Source organism: Saccharomonospora sp. NB11 (assembly GCF_015910535.1).
Classification (GTDB): Bacteria; Actinomycetota; Actinomycetes; order Mycobacteriales; family Pseudonocardiaceae; genus Saccharomonospora.
The window spans coordinates 80,944-97,980 of the sequence record NZ_JACBJG010000006.1 but is presented as its reverse complement, the minus strand read 5'-3'; the positions used below and the strand labels follow the sequence as shown (position 1 = coordinate 97,980).

Sequence of the window (17,037 nt, the reverse complement as noted above, 5' to 3'; positions counted from 1 at the left end):
AGAAGCCACCTGGAAGGCATCGCCCCAGGCCGGACGCAGTTCACCAACTACCGGTGATGCTCGCTACGTCCCCGGCACGCCCCTGAAATCAGGGGACATCGCATCTCACCGTGTCTCCACGGAGATCGATGGCATTCGTGCCGGGGATGTGCCCCGCAACGAGGTACCCGAACCCCCTCCCCGCCTGCACACTGGATCCCTGGACAGCACACAGGAGACCAGATGCAGCACCCCGGACACGCGATCCGCCGCATCCGCCGAGCACGAGGCCGTTCTCTCGACGTCGTCGCAGGGCTCGCGGGAATCAGCCCCAGCTATCTCTCCCGCATCGAACGAGGCGAACGAGCGCTTGACCGCCGGTCGTTGATCGCCGCCCTCGCCCGCGCCCTCGACGTCACCCCTGCCGACATCGCCGGACCCGCCGTCCCCGTCACCGCTGACTCCGGCCTCGCCGACGGCCACGTGAACGCCGTCCGCTCCGCGCTCCTCGCCGTCAGTGTCGGCATCCCCGGCGGCGACGTCGTGCCCGTCGACGTCCTTCGGGAGCGCACGAACGTCCTGCTGCAAGCGCAGCGGGCCTGCGACTACCGCAGCGTTGGTGCGGATCTCCCACGACTCGTGCGCGACGTCCACAGCTCGGTCCAGGCCGGGAGAGACGTCCGCGAGTTGCTCCGCATCGCCACGTTGCTGCACATCCAAGGCACCGCCGCGTGGCTCGGTGACGTCGGTGGAACGCGCGATCTCGCGTGGCAGGCCTGCACACTCGCCCGCGACGCGGCGGAACGCGCGGACGACCCCGTCAGCATCGCGGTGAGTGCGTTCGGGATGGGTCTCGGGCTCCTCGGCGGAGGTTCGTTCGACCTCGCCTCCCACGTGCTCACGGCCGCCGCCCCCGGCACCGGCACGGTCGGTGGCGTCCATCTGTCCGGGATGCTCGCGTTGGCGCACTCGCTCACCGCGGCAGCGAGCGGTGACACCACCGCCGAGACGTCCGCGCTCGACCACGCCGCCGACCTCGCCCGGCGCGTCGACGGACCCGACTTCGGCTGGTTCGGGTTCGGCCCCGCGAACGTCGACCTCTGGCGTGCGAGTGCCGCCCTCGAACGCGGCGATCACGTCGCCGCCGCTGCCCTCACCGACCGCATCGAACCCGACCAGCTCCCCAATCCCACGCGGCGCGTCGCGTACCACCTCGCGCGGGCTCGCGCCTGCACACGCATCCGACACCGCCGCTCGGACGCCGTCGACGCCCTTCGAGCAGCCGAGCGCATCGCACCCGCGCGAGTCCACGGCTCGCGGGTCGCCCGGGGCCTGGTGTGCGAGTTGATCGAGCGTTCACGTGCCGACGCCACCGGGACCGAGCTGCGCGGCCTCGCCTCCCGCGCCGGACTGGACCTTTAGCCCGGGTGGTCACGCGGGGACCTTGCCACGGTGGCAACGATTTCCCGCCCGCGTGCCCGAACCTTCCGGCATGACCACGGAACCAGGTCCATACCTTCTCGTTCGGCACGATCCCTCGCGCCTGCCCTCGCCGGTTTCCGCGGGCTCTAGACTGAATGAAAACCGCCCATTGACCGAGCAAAGTCGCAGGTCAGGAAGTGTCGGCCCCGCACGCGCGGGGATGGACCCCCTGACATCCAGGTTGTCAGGGTTTCCTGACAGTCGGCCCCGCACGCGCGGGGATGGACCGGCAGGCGCTGGCGAATCACGCCCTCTCCTACGGTCGGCCCCGCACGCGCGGGGATGGACCCACTGCGCTGTTGCCTCACCGACCTCCGCCACCCCGCCCCCACGTCGCCATCCGTCACACCTCCACCTCCTCGGGCCACTGCGGCCACCGGGCCGGTGGACGTCGCTCGCCGGGGCTTCCGCGACGCTCGGTGGCCGTGACCTCGCTGTTCTCACCCGGGCGGACGGTCGACAGTCCGTTCGGAGGGTCCTGCGCCGGGGAGGCAACCTCGCGGGTCGGTACCCGCGTCTTGTGGTGTGGACCCGGAAGAAGGGGGTGGCGACGATGAAACGCATCAACACGGCACACGCGCTGCTGGCCACGACGGGCATCGTGCTCGCTTTGGCCGGATGCAGTTCCGGCAGCGACGAGGCGGGTGGTCCCTCACCGGACGCGCCGGCCACGTCGGAGACCACGTCGGCCGCCCCGCCGACCTCGGAGCAGACCGACGCTCCCGCCGACGCGTCGAGTGCGGCCGACAGCGCCCACGCGGCGCCGAAGCCTCAGGCACAGCAGCCGCCGCAGGACCCGGACTACTGCACGTCCGCCAATCTGTCGCTGTCGCTCGGGCAGGGTGAGGGCGCGGCGGGGACGGTGTACCGGCCGCTGGTGTTCACCAACGTCGGCGACGTGCCGTGTGTGCTGCACGGGTTCCCCGGGGTGTCGTACGTCGCCGGGGACGACGGACACCAGGTCGGCAAACCCGCCGAGCACACCGGAGAGAAGAGCCCCGCCATCACGTTGAACCCCGGTGAGGTCGCGCACGCCGACGTGGGCTTCGCCCAGGTTCGCAACTACGACCCGCAGACGTGCTCTCCCACCGAGGTGCGCGGGCTGCGCGTCTATCCGCCGCACGAGACCGCGTCGATGTTCGTGGAGGTGCCCGGCACCGGCTGTGCTCGCACCGAGCTGAGCGGCAACCAGCTCACGGTCACCAGCATCGAGAAGGGCGCCGGATACCGCTGAGCGGTCGGTTCGCCCTGGCCGGGTGGTTGACCAGGGCGAACCGTGACTGTGACGCTCGCCGACGTTCCCGTCACCCTGCCGGTGGCCGCGATACGCTGCCCACCGGCAGGGCCACGACACGCGGGAGGGTCGCATGAAAGGCATCGTGCTGGCCGGCGGAAGCGGAACCCGGCTGCACCCGATCACCCAGGCGACCTCGAAGCAGCTCCTGCCCGTCTACGACAAACCGATGGTCTACTACCCGCTGTCGGTGCTGATGTTGGCGGGCATTCGCGAGATCCTGCTGATCTCCACGCCGAGCGACCTGCCGAACTTCGAGCGACTGCTCGGTGACGGCAGCCAGTGGGGCCTCGACCTGCGCTACGCCGAGCAGCCCAGCCCCAACGGGCTCGCGGAGGCCTTCGTGATCGGCGAGGACTTCGTCGGTGACGACTCGGTGGCCCTGATCCTCGGCGACAACATCTTCTACGGGCGCGGCTTCTCCGGCCTGCTCCAGTCCGAAGCGGCGAACCTCGACGGGTGCGCGTTGTTCGGCTACGAGGTGAAGGACCCGCAGCGTTACGGCGTCGGTGAGGTGGACGCCGACGGCAACCTGCTGTCGATCGAGGAGAAGCCCGCGAACCCGAAGTCGAACCTCGCCATCACGGGCCTCTACCTGTACGACAACCAGGTCGTCGAGATCGCGAAGGGACTCACGCCCTCTGCGCGTGGCGAACTGGAGATCACCGACGTCAACCTCGCCTACCTGCGCGAGGGCAAGGCGCGGATGCACCGGCTGAGCCGCGGGTTCGCCTGGCTCGACACAGGCACGCACGATTCGCTGCTGGAGGCGGGCCAGTTCGTGCAGGTGCTGGAGCACCGCACGGGCGTGCGCATCGCGTGTCTGGAGGAGGTGGCGCTGCGGATGGGGTTCATCACCGCCGACGAGTGCTACCGACTGGGCGCGAAGCTCGCCAAGAGCGGGTACGGCGACTACGTGATGGGCGTCGCGCGCGACGCGGGCGCCATCGGCTGACCGTTCCCGCCGTCAGAACGGGCGGCGGGCCATGTCCTCCAACCTGCGGACCCGCTCCTCGATGGGCGGGTGGGTGGAGAACAACTGCGACATCCGCTCGCCGGGGCGGAACGGGTTGGCGATCATCAGGTGCGACTGCGACACCACCTTGGGCTCGGGAGCCAACGGCAGGGCTCGCGTGCCCTGCTGGAGCTTCCGCAACGCCGACGCCAGCCCCAGCGGATCGCCGGTGAGTTCCGCGCCCGACGCGTCGGCCTGGAACTCTCGTGACCGGCTCACGCTCATGCGGATGATCCCGGCGGCGATGGGCCCGAGAATGACGATCAACAGGGTGGCCAGCGGGTTTCCGCCTCCGCCACGGTTGCCGCCGAACGCGCCGGCGAACATCGCCATGTTCGCCAGGAAGCTCACCACGCTCGCGAGCGCGCCCGCGACGCTGGAGATCAGGATGTCGCGGTTGTAGACGTGGGAGAGCTCGTGGCCGAGGACGGCGCGCAGCTCGCGCTCGTCGAGCAGCCGGAGGATGCCCGTGGTGCAGCAGACGGCCGCGTTGCGCGGGTTGCGGCCGGTGGCGAAGGCGTTGGGGGCCTGTGTGGGGCTCACGTAGAGGCGGGGCATCGGTTGCCGGGCCGACGTCGCCAGCTCGCGCACGATCCGGAACATGACGGGCTGCTCCGCCTCCGACACCGGCCTGGCTCGCATGGCGCGCAGGGCCAGCTTGTCGGAGTTGAAGTACGCGTAGCCGTTGACGGCGAGCGCGACGAGCAGCCCGATGACGAGTGCGCCTCGGCCGAACAGACCGCTGATCGCGATGATCAGCGCGCTGAGCAGGCCGAGCAGCACGGCAGTCTTCAACCCGTTGCGATGACTGTGCACGTACTCCGCCTCCGTTTCCCCGACCTGGTGAGACGCCTGCTGTCGAGCATTCGTCCCCCACGAGTCGAACGAGTCCGTTCGGGATGGTGTTCCGCGGCTGTCCGGGACCTCACCGCAATCGTGACGCAGGACTCCGCCGGGTACCCCGCCGAGGGTGGTGCCGTGGCGCAGTGCGGCCCGCATCACCATGGCCAGGAAGTTCGGTTCGGCTTACGCTGAAGTTCGGTGTAGCGAAACGGGGTGATCGTGGGGTCCGACGACGCGGTGTCCCTCGCCCGTCGACGTCGGCGGGCGCGACGCAGGGACGTGCGCGCGCTGCTGGCGGTCGTGCTGACGACCGCGCTCGCCGTGTCGCTCGCCGTGACGTACGCGCTCTCCTCGGACTCGCCCGCCTCGGCCGGTCAACCGCCTGGCACCCCGCTCCGCGTGGTGACCACCACGACGTTCCTCGACGACACCGTCCGCCGGATCGGCGGCGAGCACGTGTCCACGGTGCGGCTCATGGGCCCCGGCGTCGACCCGCACCTGTACCGGGCGAAGGCGAGCGACCTCTCCGAGATGCGCCGGGCCGACGCCGTCGTGGCCGTCGGCCTGTACCTGGAGGGGTCGCTGACCCGCACGTTGGAGGCCGTGGCCGAGAGCAAGCCCGTGCTGTTCGCGGGTGAGGCCGTGCCCGAGCACCTGCTGCTGTCCCCGCCCGCGGGTGCGGCACCGGAGGAGGAGCACGACCCGCACGTGTGGTTCGAACCGCGCCTGTGGGTGCACGTCGTCGACGCGATCACCGCGCAGCTCGGCGAGCTCGACCCCGCCCACGCTGCCGACTACCGGCGACGCGGCGATGCGTACCGCGAGCAGGTGCTCGCGCTGGACGAGGAGGTCCGCGCGCTCCTGCGCTCCGTGCCCGAACGCTCGCGGGTGCTCGTGACCTCGCACGACGCGTTCCGCTACTTCGGCAGGGCGTTCGACCTCGACGTGGTGGCGATCCAGGGCATCTCGACCGAGCAGGAGGCAAGCACGGCCGACATCGGGCGGGTCGCCGACGTGGTCACCGCGCGCGACGTCGGCGCCGTGTTCGTGGAGACGAGCATGTCCGACCGGACGGTGAACGCCGTGCTCGCGGCCGTCCGGCAGCGCGGCGGCGAGACCCGGCTCGGTGCGCCGCTGTACTCCGACTCCACGGGTGAGGACGGCACCCCCGACGGCACGTACGTGGGCATGGTGCGAGCCAACGCCGAACGCATAGCGGAGGGACTGCGATGACGTCGACCTCGAAAGCGTCCCGAGCCCGGTGGACGTCGCGCCGCGCGACCGAGTCGACCACCGCGCTGAGCGTCACCGACCTCACCGTGGCCTACGGGGGCCGCACCGTGTTCTCCGACGTCGAGGTGGAGGTCCCGACCGCCACTCTCACCGCCGTCGTCGGGCCGAACGGCGCGGGGAAGTCGACGCTCGTGAAGGCCGCGCTCGGGCTCGTTCCGGTGGTACGAGGACACGTGCGGCTGTTGGGGCAACCGCTGTCCCGAGTGCGGCGGCGAGTGGCGTACGTGCCGCAGCAGGATTCGGTGACGAGCGACTTCCCCATCACCGCCGTCCAGGTGGTGGAGATGGGCCGCTACCCGCATCGCGGCTGGTGGCGACGGCTCACGCACTCCGATGACGTCATCGTGGCCGAGGCGATGGAGCAGGTCGGCGCGCTCGAACTCGCCGATCGGCCCCTGGACGAGTTGTCCGGCGGTCAGCGTCAGCGGGTGTTCCTCGCCCGCGCGCTCGCCCAACGCGCCGACCTCGTGGTGTTGGACGAGCCGTTCACGGCCGTGGACGCCCGCACCGAGTCCGCGCTGCTCGACGTGCTCACCGACCTGTGCGCGCGAGGGGTGTCGGTGATCGCCGTGCACCACGACCTGCGCACGGTGCTGCGCCGGTTCGACCACGCGGTGCTGCTGGCCGGCGGCGTGGTCGCCGCCGGGGCCACCTCGGAGGTCCTCACCGCCGAACACCTCGAACGCGCCTACGGCATGGCTCCCCTGGTGCTCGACTCATGATCGAGACGGTGTTGTCCGGTCTACCGCTGGCGTATCCCGACGCGGTGGTCGTGGTGGGCACCGCCGTGGTGGGACTCATCGCCGGTGTCCTGGGGCCGCTCTCCGTGTTGCGGCGGCGCAGCATGTTCGGCGACGCGATGAGCCACGGCACCCTCGCCGGGGTCGCGGTCGCCTTCCTCGTCACCGGCGCCAAGGTCCCCGAGGTGCTGTTGCTCGGCGCCACCGTGTCGGCGGCGCTGGCGGCCTTCGCCATGATCGCGCTCGAACGCGTGGGGCGCCTCCGGCCGGACGCCGCGATCGGCGTGGTGCTCTCGGTATCGCTGTCGCTGGGCATCGTGCTGCTCACCCACCTCGCCTCCTCCGGCAACAGTGGTCAGGCGGGGTTGACGACCTACCTGCTCGGTCAGACCGCCGGAATGTCCGAACGCGACATCGAAATCGCGCTCGCACTCGGCGCGGTGGGGTGCGTGATCGTGGCGCTGGGCTTCCGGTTGTTGCGCAGCGCCGCGTTCGACCCCGGCTTCACGGCGGTGGCGGGAGTGCCGACGTGGCTCGTCGACGTGGTGAGCACCGGACTGCTCGCGCTGGCCGTCGTCCTCGGCGTCCGCACCGTGGGGGCGATCCTGATGGTGGCGCTGCTCGTGGCTCCCGTGGTGGCCGCGCGGCAGGTGACGAAACGGCTGGGCGCGCTCGTGCCGCTGTCCGGTGCGATCGGGGCGGCCTGCGGAGCGGTCGGCGGCGTGTTGTCCGGCCGCGCCGAGCTGCCCGCGGGCCCGGTGATCGTGCTGCTCGCCACCGGAGTCGCGCTGCTGTCGGTGCTGTTCGCGCCGAGGCGGGGAGTGCTCGCCCGGCTGCGTCGAGGACGCTCGGGCACGCGATCGGAGCGGGTCTCATGAGCGGCGACGACGTGTTGATCGTGGTGATCGCCGGACTGCTGTCGACGTCGTGCGCGTTGCTCGGGAGCTTCCTGCTGCTGCGGCGTCAGGCGCTGCTGCCCGACGCCGTCAGCCACGCCGTGCTGCCGGGGATCGTGCTCGTGTTCCTCGTGACCGGCGACCGCGCCTCGGCGGCCACGGTGCTCGGCGCCACCGCGTTCGGCGTGGCCTGCGTCGCCGGGTCGGAGTGGCTGCGCCGCACCGGTCTCGTGGCCAGTGACGCCGCGCTCGCCCTGGCGTTCCCGGCGCTGTTCTCGCTGGGCGTGCTCGGGATCAGCGGCTTCGCATCGGGCGCGCACATCGACCTGGACTCGGCCATCTACGGCGACATCACGTTCGCGCCGCTGCGCACCGTCGAGGTCCTCGGCACGGCCGTGCCGACGTCACTGCTGGTCACCGGGCTCACAGCGGTCTGTACCACCGCGTTCGTGACCCTGCTGTGGCGGCCACTGACGGCGGCGACGTTCGACCCCGACTTCGCCGAGCTGTCCGGCCTGCGCGGCGCGCTGGTGGGGCGGCTGCTGCTCGTCGTCGTGGCGGGCACGGCCGTGGTGGCGTTCGACAGTGTCGGCGCGATCCTGGTGATCACGTTCTTCGTGGTGCCCGCCGCGACGGCCCGCCTGGTGACCCGTCGCCTCGGCCCGATGCTCGTGGTCGCGGTGGCTGTCGGCTGGATCAGCTCGGTGCTGGGCCACCGCGCCGCCCTCGAACTCGACTCGTCGGTGCCCGGCACCATCGGCCTCGCGGCCGGAGCCCTGTTCGCCGCCGCGCTGGTGCTGAACCGCCTGGCGCGTGTCCGCGCCTCCTGAACGCATGCCCGCACCCTGTGCACGCGTGTTGGCGCCCTGCGCACGCATGCCTGCGACGTGCGGCGCGGACACGCGTGCGCAGCTCGCGGACACGACGTCGGGGACCCACAGGGTTACTTGCGGATCTCCATCGTGCAGCACTTCGGGCCACCGCCGGCCTTACGGAGTTCGGAGATGTCCACGAACACCGGCTCGTAGCCCTGTGCGGCGACCTTCTCGGCCAGCGCCGTCGCCTCCACGGGCAGCACCACGTGGCGGCCGTCGGAGATCGCGTTGAGGCCGAAGCACGCGGCGTCGTCGGCGTCGGCCACCACCGCGTCGGGGAAGAGCCTGCGCAGCGCGGCCTGCGACCCCGGCGAGAACGCCTCCGGGTAGTAGGCGATGTGCGCGGGCCGCTCGTCGGTGGCCTCGGAGAGCACGAACAACGCGGTGTCGAGGTGGTAGTAGCGCGGATCCACCAGGCGCAGTGTCACCACGGGCACGCCCAGCACCTCCTGGGCCTCCGCGTGGGCGCGGGGGTCGGTGCGGAACCCGGTCCCGGCGAGCATCAGCCGCCCGGTCCAGGTGAAGTCGCCCTCGGCCTCGTTGGTCTCCTGCGGCATCGTCACGTCGTGGAAGCCGTGCTCGACGAACCAACGACGGAAGTGTTCGGCCTCGGCGGCGCGTTGCGGGTTGGCGAACTTGGCACCGAGGACACGGCCGTCCACGACGGTGCCCGAGTTGGCGGCGAACACCATGTCCGGCAGTCCGGGCTGCGGTTCCACCTCGTCCACGAGGTGTCCCAGCCTGCGATACGTGTCCCGCAGTTCCGTCCACTGGCGCAGAGCACGCTCCGGGTCGACGGGCGCGTCGGGGTCCATCCAGGGGTTGATGGCGTAGTCCACGGCGAAGTACCGGGGCGGGCACATCACGTAGTGACGAGGCAGGGGTACGCGCATGCATCGAATGTATGCGCAGCGTTATCCGGCGATCAATTGTCATTGATTGCGCATCGGTGTGCTATTTGTTGCGCATGAACACGCTGGATCAACGCATCGTTTCGTGCTTGGTTGCCAACGCGCGGTCGAGCTACGCGGAGATCGGAAAGGTCGTCGGCCTGTCCGCTCCCGCGGTGAAGCGACGGGTCGACCGTCTGCTGGAGACGGGCGTGCTGCGCGGTTTCACCGCGGTGGTGGACCCGGAAGCGCTCGGTTGGGGCACGGAGGCGTTCGTCGAGGTCCACTGCCAGGGCAACGTCTCACCGGCCCGCATCCGGTCGCACCTGGAGCCGTTGCCCGAGGTCGTGGCCGCCTACACGGTGTCGGGGGCCGCGGACGCGATCGTGCACCTGCGGGCGGCCGACATTCACCATTTGGAGGATGCGTTGGAGCGCCTTCGCGGGTTGGAGATCATCGACAGGACGGTGTCCACCGTGGTGCTGTCGACGCTGCTCGAAAGGCCACCGGATCCAGGGCGTTGATTCCAGCGGCTGGGACAGGGGTATGGTGTTACCGCCGGTTACAGGTAAGTCGGATCACAGCGTCCGACGACGCTGTGGAACGACAAGTAATCTCGAGGTATGAGCGCGTCGCGCGCCGGAGTCCGGAGAGAGGGATTTGCTGACCCATGACCACTAGCGCAGGCGCAGGCGGCGGGGACGGCGTCAGGGACGCCGACGCCCCGGAGGGGGGAAACGTCGCCAGCGGGCCCCGTTCGACCGAGGTCAGCCGACTGGACCGCGTCGTCATCCGGTTCGCGGGCGACTCGGGCGACGGCATGCAGTTGACGGGTGACCGATTCACCTCCGAGGCCGCCGCGTTCGGCAACGACCTCGCCACACTGCCCAACTTCCCCGCCGAGATCCGGGCGCCGCAGGGCACCATCCCCGGCGTCTCCAGTTTCCAGGTCCACTTCGCCGACTACGACATCCTCACCCCGGGCGACCGACCCGACGTGCTGGTGGCCATGAACCCGGCCGCGCTGAAGGCCAACATCGGCGACGTGCCCCAGGGCGGCATGGTCATCGTCAACACCGACGAGTTCACCAAACGCAACCTGAGCAAGGTCGGCTACGACGTCGACCCGCTGACCGACGACACGCTGTCGGCGTTCGAGGTCTACGAGGTCGCGATGTCGACCTTGACGCAGGGCGCGCTCGCGGACACGGGGCTCGGCAAGAAGGACGCCGAGCGCTGCAAGAACATGTTCGCGCTCGGGCTGCTCTCGTGGATGTACCACCGGCCGACCGAGGGCACCGAGGCGTTCCTGCGGGAGAAGTTCGCCGCGAAGCCGCAGATCGCGGAGGCCAACATCCTGGCGTTCCGCGCGGGCTGGAACTACGGCGAGACCACCGAGGCGTTCAAGACGACGTTCGAGGTGGCGCCCGCGAAGCTGCCGAAGGGCACCTACCGGCAGATCACCGGCAACACGGCCCTGGCGTACGGCATCGTGGCCGCGGGACGACTGTCCGACCTGCCGGTGCTGCTCGGCACCTACCCGATCACCCCGGCGTCGGACATCCTGCACGAGCTGTCCAAGCACAAGAACTTCGGTGTCATCACCTTCCAGGCCGAGGACGAGATCGCAGGCATCGGTGCCGCGCTCGGCGCCTCCTACGGCGGTGCCCTGGGGGTCACGTCGACCTCCGGGCCCGGGCTCGCGTTGAAGTCCGAGACCATCGGCCTCGGCGTGATGATCGAGCTGCCGCTGCTGGTGATCGACGTCCAGCGTGGCGGGCCGTCCACGGGGCTGCCCACCAAGACCGAGCAGGCCGACCTGCTGCAGGCCATGTACGGCCGTAACGGCGAGTCGCCCGTGCCGGTGGTGGCGCCGCGTTCGCCGTCGGACTGCTTCGACGCCGTGCTGGAGGCCACCCGCATCGCCCTCACCTACCGCACGCCGGTGCTCCTGCTCTCCGACGGAGCCATCGCCAACGGCTCGGAGCCGTGGCTGATCCCCGACGTGGAGAAGCTGCCCGACCTGCGGGTGACGTTCGCGGACAAGCCGAACGCGCTCGACGGTTCGGACGAGTTCTGGCCCTACGTGCGCGACCCCGAGACGCTGGCCCGCGAGTGGGCGGTCCCGGGCACGCCCGGTCTGCAACACCGCGTGGGTGGTCTGGAGAAGGCCGACGGCAAGGGCAGCATCTCGTACGACCCCGAGAACCACGACAAGATGGTCCGCCTCCGCCAGGCCAAGGTGGACGGCATCGACGTGCCCGACGTGGAGGTCGACGACCCCAGCAATGGGCAGGCTCGCGTGCTGGCGCTCGGGTGGGGGTCCACGTACGGGCCGATCGGTGCCGCCTGCAGGCGGGTGCGCCGCAAGGGCATCCCGATCGCGCAGGCCCACCTCCGTCACCTCAACCCGTTCCCGGCGAACCTCGGCGAGCTGCTGCGCTCGTACGACACCGTGGTCGTGCCGGAGATGAACATGGGGCAGCTCGCCGCGCTGCTGCGCGCGAAGTACCTCGTGGACGTCCACTCCCACACCAAGATCGCGGGGCTGCCGTTCAAGGCCGAGGAGCTGGAGCACGTGTTCACCGACATCGCCCACCGCACAGCGAGCAAGGAGGCCGCGGTCAAGTGACCCAAGTCGACCTGGGTCTGCCGACCCTCGGCGGGCTCGACCTCGTTCCCACGACGGACGAGAAGCAGAAGACCAAGGACTACAAGTCCGACCAGGAGGTCCGGTGGTGTCCGGGCTGCGGCGACTACGTCGTGCTGAACACCATCCAGTCGTTCCTGCCGACTCTCGGGCTCAAGCGCGAGAACATCGTCTTCGTCTCCGGCATCGGGTGTTCGAGCCGCTTCCCGTACTACATGAACACCTACGGGATGCACTCGATCCACGGGCGTGCCCCGGCGATCGCGACCGGGTTGGCCACCGCCCGGCCCGACCTCTCGGTGTGGGTCGTCACCGGTGACGGCGACGCCCTGTCGATCGGCGGCAACCACCTGATCCACGCGCTGCGCCGCAACGTCAACCTGAAGATCCTGCTGTTCAACAACCGCATCTACGGGTTGACGAAGGGCCAGTACTCGCCCACCAGCGAGTCGGGCAAGGTCACGAAGTCCACCCCGATGGGGTCGCTGGACACGCCGTTCAACCCGATCTCGCTCGCCGTCGGCGCGGAGGCGTCGTTCGTGGGACGCGCGCTGGACTCCGACCGCAAGGGGCTCACCGAGGTGCTCACCGCCGCGGCCCAGCACCGCGGTTCGGCGTTCGTGGAGATCTACCAGAACTGCCCGATCTTCAACGACGGCGCGTTCGACATGCTGAAGGACGCCGACGAGTCCGCCCGTCGGCTCATCCCGCTCAAGGCGGGCGAACCCATCCGGTTCGGCCCCGAGAGCGAGTTCGCCGTCGGCCGGTCCGGCTGGGGTGGTCTGGAGGTCGGCAAGGTCTCCGAGATCGGTGAGGACAACGTCGTGGTGCACGACCCGACCATCGCCGACAGCTCGTACGCGTTCGCTCTGTCCCGGTTGAGCGACGAGTCCCTGAGCTACACGCCCACGGGCATCTTCCGGCAGGTCAGCCGTCCCACGTACGACGACCTCGCGCGAACGCAGGTGGAGGAGGCCGCGAAAGCCAAGCCCGCCGATCTGCAGGCGCTGCTCACCGGCAAGGACACCTGGACGGTCGACTGACCCGTCAGGACACGAGGAAGGGGCACCCACCCGGCGTGGTGGGTGCCCCTTCCTCGTTCGTGCTCAGGACCGCGACGGGGGCAGGGGCCGGAAACCGACGCGCTCCGCGTCGGCCGGGCTGCGGAACCACACCTCGGCCACCATGTGCTCGTAGTCCGGCGAGTCCTCGGTGCAGTAACGCAGGTCGGTGACGCTGGCCTTCACCGGGAACTCGTCCGACGGCTGCCCACCGCCGGGCTTGGGCATCGCCGAGCCGGGTCCGAAGGGACCGGGCAGCGACGTGGTGGCCGCGGGTTCACGCGCCGGCGGTGCCGTGTTCGACGGCGCGACCGCGGGCTCGAACAACGAACCGCTCTTCTGCGGACCGGGCTCCCGGCGTTCCATCGGGCGCATCGACGGCTGGCTGGGACGCACCGGCTCGAAGCTCTCCATCTGCGTGCGACCGGGCTGCCGCTTGGGCAGCATCGTGGTGCGCTCCACCGGTTCCGCGTCGTCGGCGTCGAGACCGGCGAGCCGGTCGCCGAACGCGTAGGTGGGCGGCGCGTCCTCCGGCTCGTCGACCGGAGCGGGTTCGAACAGGCTGCCGCCGCGACGGCCACCAGCGGAGTCGGCGGCATCCGCAGACTCGACACCGAGCCCCAGATCGCCGCCACGCGCGCTGTGGATCTGCGTGGGCTCGTCCACGTGCGGGGGCAGACCGCCCAGCAGGCCGCCGGTGTCGTCCTCGTCGTCCAGGTCGTCGACGCGCGCGAAGTCCTCGTCGAGGTCGTCGATCTCGGACTTCGGCTTGCGCCCCTGGAGACTGTCGCGCTCGGGCCAGCTCGGCGCGGCGGCGAGGTGTTCGGTGGCCTCACGCTCGCCCGAGGGCTCCGGCGCGGGGTCGAAGTGCCGCGTGGGGGGCGTCGTGGACTCGCCGGGCTCGTCGAACTCGTTGCCGGACCGCACCGGCGGGGCGACGCGGGTACGCTGCGCCGAGTCCGACCTCGACGCGCCCGCCACCGAGGCGAGCCGCCGTTCCAACTCGCCGATGCGCTTCTGCGCGGGCCGCACGAGGAAGAGCCAGGCGAGGAACGCCCCCAGCACGAACGCGACCGCGCTGTAGACCCAGACCTCACCGAAAACGGACATGACGGTTGCCTTCCTAGTGAGTCCGTGCGACGAGGTAGTCGGCGACCGACTCGCACGCCTCCCTCGCCGACGAGGGCGGCAACGCCGCAAGCTCCTGCTGTGCGCGCCGAGCGTAGTCGGCGAGCGTGTCCCGCGTCCGTTCGAGCCCACCCGATCGGCGGAGCAGGTCGAGAGCTTCCTCCACGAGTGCGTCGTCGGTGAGCGGTCCCGCCAGCAGCTCCACGAGCCGGGGGTCCGGATCGTTCGACAACGCGTAGTGCATCGGCAGTGTCCGCACGCCCTCACGCAGGTCGGTCCCCTGCGCCTTGCCGGACGCCTCGGGCGGCGACGCGATGTCGATGATGTCGTCGGAGATCTGGAATGCCGTCCCCACGATCTCCCCGAACCGGCGCAGCGCCTCGATCTGCTCCGGGGTGGCGCCGGAGAACATGCCGCCGAACCGCCCCGCCGTCGCGATCAACGACCCGGTCTTCTGCCCGATGACGGACAGGTAGTGGTCCACGGGATCGTCGCCGGGCTGCGGCCCGACCGTCTCCCGCATCTGCCCCGTCACGAGCTCACCGAACGTCTCGGCGATGATGCGCGCGGCGTCGGTGCCCAGGTCGGCCACCAGCCGCGACGCGTGCGCGAAGAGGTAGTCGCCCGTCAGGATCGCGACGCTGTTGTCCCAGCGCGCGTTGACGCTCGGGGCGCCCCTGCGCATCGTCGCCTCGTCCATCACGTCGTCGTGGTACAGCGTGGCGAGGTGCACGAGTTCCACGGCAGCGGCCGCAGTGATCACGGCGTCCCGGCTCCCGCCGGGACCGAACTGCGACGCCAACAGCGTGAACATGGGACGGAAGCGCTTGCCTCCGGCGTCCACCAGGTGGCGTGCGGCCTCGTCGATGGCCGCGACGTCGCTGCTGGCGACGCCACGAAGGACGTCCTCCACGTCGTCCAGCCCCGCGACGAGTGTCCTCAGCAGCTCCTCGTCCGCGATCTGCAGCCCGACTGCAGCGCGCAACTCGTCGATGGTGCCATCACGCACTGACACGTCGGCTCCGCCCTTTCGGCCCTGTGGTCACGGTCCTCACCAGCCTAATGGGCGGAGGTCGCGGGTTGATGACCCGCAGGTAGCTCGCCACTTCGTGAGAACGACGACACCACCTGCTCGTCGGCCTTCTCTCACCCGGCGACGGCGACCCGAAGGGTGACGCCGCCCGTCGTCACCCGCGGAAGTACTGGAAAAGCGCCGGTCGACGGCCGGCACGTCATGCGACACACCGAAAGGGCACCCGCCCCCGCCGAACGGAGGTGGGTGCCCTTTCTCGTCATGTCCGGGATCGGGTCCACGACGCGTCAGGACGCCAGCGAGAACCCGCCCGCTCCGGCCCAGTCGAGCGCGAACGTCGGCGCGATGCCCAGCAGCAGCGTCACGATCACGCCCAGCGTGATGGCCGCCGTGGTGAACGTGCCCGGCACACTCACCGTGGGGCCGTCCTCGGCCGGCTTCGAGAAGTACATCAGCACGACCACGCGCAGATAGAAGAACGCCGCGACCGCGCTGAACACCAGACCGATCACCACCAGCGGCGCCATGCCGTCGGACAGGGCGGCCGAGAAGACCACGAACTTGCCCACGAATCCACTCGTCAGGGGGATACCCGCGAGTGCGAAGAGCAGGAACGTGAACGTCGCGGCCAGCACCGGCGAACGCTTCGCGAGCCCCGCCCACGCCGACAGGTGAGTCGCCTCCCCGCTGCCGTCGCGCACGAGCGAGATCACCCCGAAGGCCGCCAGCGTCGTGAAGCCGTAGGCGAGCAAGTAGAACAACGTGCCCGACAACCCGGCGTCCGTCAGCGCCATGGTGCCGATGAGCAGGAAGCCCGCGTGCGCGATCGAGGAGTACGCGATCATGCGCTTGACGTCGGTCTGCGTGAGGCCGAGCACCGCGCCGATGACCATCGACACGATGGCGACGCCCCAGAGCACCCCGCGCCACTCCCAGTGCGTCGACTCGAACGCGACGGTCAGCACCCGCAGCATGCCGCCGAACGCCGCCACCTTCGTGCACGCCGCCATGAACGCGGTGACCGGGGTCGGCGCTCCCTGGTAGACGTCCGGGGTCCAGGTGTGGAACGGGCCGACGGACGCCTTGAACAGCAGACCCACCATGAGCAGGCCGAGCCCGGCGAACAGCAGGGTGTCGGAGCGGTCGGTGCCCGCGGTGGCGGTCGCGATGTCCGACAGCCGCACCGAACCGGCGTAGCCGTAGAGCAGCGCGAGGCCGTACAGGAAGAACGCGCTCGCGAACGCACCGAGCAGGAAGTACTTCACCGACGCTTCCTGCGACAGCAGACGCCGCCTGCGGGCCAGCGCACACATCAGGTACAGCGGCAGGCTCAGCACTTCGAGCGCGACGAACATCGTCAGCAGGTCGTTGGCCGCCGTGAAGGCCATCATGCCGCCGAGCGCGAACAGCGTGAGCGGGAAGACCTCCGTGGACATCGACTGGCTGCGGGCCTGTTCCTTGTCCTGGAACGTGCCGGGGCTGATGCCCGCCTCCGCCACGAACGCGCCGCCCTTCTCGACGGTCCGATCGGCGATGAGCAGCAGCGCCGCCACGGACAGGGCGAGCAGCGTGCCCCACAGGAACAGCGCGGGCGTGTCGATGGCGAGCGTGTCGCTCAGCGTCGTGGTGCCGTGCTCGGGAGCGTTCGGCAGGTACGACGCCAAGGCCACACCGGCACCGACGACGGCGAGCAGGCTCAGCGCCACCTGTGCCGCCCACCGCTGGTGCTTGGGAAGGAACGCCTCCAGCAGCACCCCGACGCACGCCACCCCGAGCACGATCACCAGCGGCATGACGGCCGGGAAGTCGATGGCGGGCGCCTCGATCGGCCCCTGGGCGAGATGAAGGTTCAACACGG

Annotated in this window: 15 protein-coding genes; 10 read left to right on the top strand and 5 right to left on the bottom strand. The window is 70.3% G+C overall.

Features of this window, described 5'->3' with window-relative positions; translation table 11 throughout:
• The first annotated feature begins 222 nt into the window (after positions 1-222).
• The 3 genes from JAV51_RS10910 (at position 223) to rfbA (ending at position 3,710) form a co-directional block, all read left to right on the top strand.
• Positions 223-1,401 (top strand): helix-turn-helix transcriptional regulator, encoded by a 1,179-nt coding sequence (locus tag JAV51_RS10910; RefSeq protein ID WP_197320590.1) that lies wholly within the window; start codon positions 223-225, stop codon positions 1,399-1,401.
• A gap of 613 nt (positions 1,402-2,014) precedes the next feature.
• Positions 2,015-2,695: a DUF4232 domain-containing protein gene (locus JAV51_RS10905; RefSeq protein WP_197320589.1), complete on the top strand. Its 681-nt coding sequence runs from the start codon at positions 2,015-2,017 to the stop codon at positions 2,693-2,695.
• Positions 2,696-2,828: 133 nt separating this feature from the next.
• Positions 2,829-3,710, top strand: a complete 882-nt coding sequence (rfbA, locus tag JAV51_RS10900) for a glucose-1-phosphate thymidylyltransferase RfbA (protein WP_197320588.1) — start codon at positions 2,829-2,831, stop codon at positions 3,708-3,710.
• A gap of 12 nt (positions 3,711-3,722) precedes the next feature.
• Here rfbA and htpX read toward each other — a convergent pair whose 3' ends face one another.
• A complete protein-coding gene (gene htpX, locus JAV51_RS10895) occupies positions 3,723-4,586 on the bottom strand; it encodes a zinc metalloprotease HtpX (RefSeq protein WP_197320587.1) in 864 nt (287 codons plus the stop codon).
• Positions 4,587-4,832: 246 nt separating this feature from the next.
• Between htpX and JAV51_RS10890 the strand changes: the two genes are divergently transcribed.
• Genes JAV51_RS10890 through JAV51_RS10875 form a run of 4 tightly spaced genes read left to right on the top strand, consistent with a single transcriptional unit; the run spans position 4,833 to position 8,372 of the window.
• Entirely contained in the window at positions 4,833-5,846 is a 1,014-nt protein-coding gene (locus tag JAV51_RS10890; RefSeq protein WP_197320766.1) for a metal ABC transporter solute-binding protein, Zn/Mn family, read from the top strand.
• Complete coding sequence (locus JAV51_RS10885) at positions 5,843-6,628, top strand: metal ABC transporter ATP-binding protein (protein ID WP_197320586.1); 786 nt, start codon at positions 5,843-5,845, stop codon at positions 6,626-6,628. Before JAV51_RS10890 ends, JAV51_RS10885 begins: the two co-directional genes overlap by 4 nt.
• Complete coding sequence (locus JAV51_RS10880; RefSeq protein ID WP_197320585.1) at positions 6,625-7,524, top strand: metal ABC transporter permease; 900 nt, start codon at positions 6,625-6,627, stop codon at positions 7,522-7,524. The genes JAV51_RS10885 and JAV51_RS10880 overlap by 4 nt, the downstream gene beginning before the upstream one ends.
• Positions 7,521-8,372, top strand: coding sequence for a metal ABC transporter permease (locus tag JAV51_RS10875; RefSeq protein WP_197320584.1), 852 nt, complete (start codon positions 7,521-7,523; stop codon positions 8,370-8,372). Before JAV51_RS10880 ends, JAV51_RS10875 begins: the two co-directional genes overlap by 4 nt.
• Positions 8,373-8,485: 113 nt before the next feature.
• Here JAV51_RS10875 and ddaH read toward each other — a convergent pair whose 3' ends face one another.
• On the bottom strand, positions 8,486-9,310 hold the full coding sequence (ddaH, locus tag JAV51_RS10870; protein ID WP_197320583.1) for a dimethylargininase: 825 nt from the start codon (positions 9,308-9,310) through the stop codon (positions 8,486-8,488).
• Between the two features lie 74 nt (positions 9,311-9,384).
• Between ddaH and JAV51_RS10865 the strand changes: the two genes are divergently transcribed.
• The 3 genes from JAV51_RS10865 (at position 9,385) to JAV51_RS10855 (ending at position 13,000) form a co-directional block, all read left to right on the top strand.
• Positions 9,385-9,831 (top strand): Lrp/AsnC family transcriptional regulator, encoded by a 447-nt coding sequence (locus JAV51_RS10865; RefSeq protein WP_040922090.1) that lies wholly within the window; start codon positions 9,385-9,387, stop codon positions 9,829-9,831.
• Positions 9,832-9,977: 146 nt separating this feature from the next.
• Complete coding sequence (locus tag JAV51_RS10860; protein WP_197320582.1) at positions 9,978-11,939, top strand: 2-oxoacid:acceptor oxidoreductase subunit alpha; 1,962 nt, start codon at positions 9,978-9,980, stop codon at positions 11,937-11,939.
• On the top strand, positions 11,936-13,000 hold the full coding sequence (locus tag JAV51_RS10855; RefSeq protein ID WP_197320581.1) for a 2-oxoacid:ferredoxin oxidoreductase subunit beta: 1,065 nt from the start codon (positions 11,936-11,938) through the stop codon (positions 12,998-13,000). The genes JAV51_RS10860 and JAV51_RS10855 overlap by 4 nt, the downstream gene beginning before the upstream one ends.
• 63 nt (positions 13,001-13,063) lie before the next feature.
• On the opposite strand, the gene JAV51_RS10850 is transcribed toward JAV51_RS10855, so the two are convergent.
• From JAV51_RS10850 to nuoN, 3 genes are all read right to left on the bottom strand, one after another.
• On the bottom strand, positions 13,064-14,128 hold the full coding sequence (locus tag JAV51_RS10850) for a hypothetical protein (protein WP_197320580.1): 1,065 nt from the start codon (positions 14,126-14,128) through the stop codon (positions 13,064-13,066).
• A gap of 13 nt (positions 14,129-14,141) precedes the next feature.
• On the bottom strand, positions 14,142-15,161 hold the full coding sequence (locus JAV51_RS10845) for a polyprenyl synthetase family protein (protein WP_197320579.1): 1,020 nt from the start codon (positions 15,159-15,161) through the stop codon (positions 14,142-14,144).
• 305 nt (positions 15,162-15,466) lie between these two features.
• A complete protein-coding gene (gene nuoN, locus JAV51_RS10840) occupies positions 15,467-17,035 on the bottom strand; it encodes an NADH-quinone oxidoreductase subunit NuoN (RefSeq protein ID WP_197320578.1) in 1,569 nt (522 codons plus the stop codon).
• Positions 17,036-17,037 lie beyond the last annotated feature (2 nt).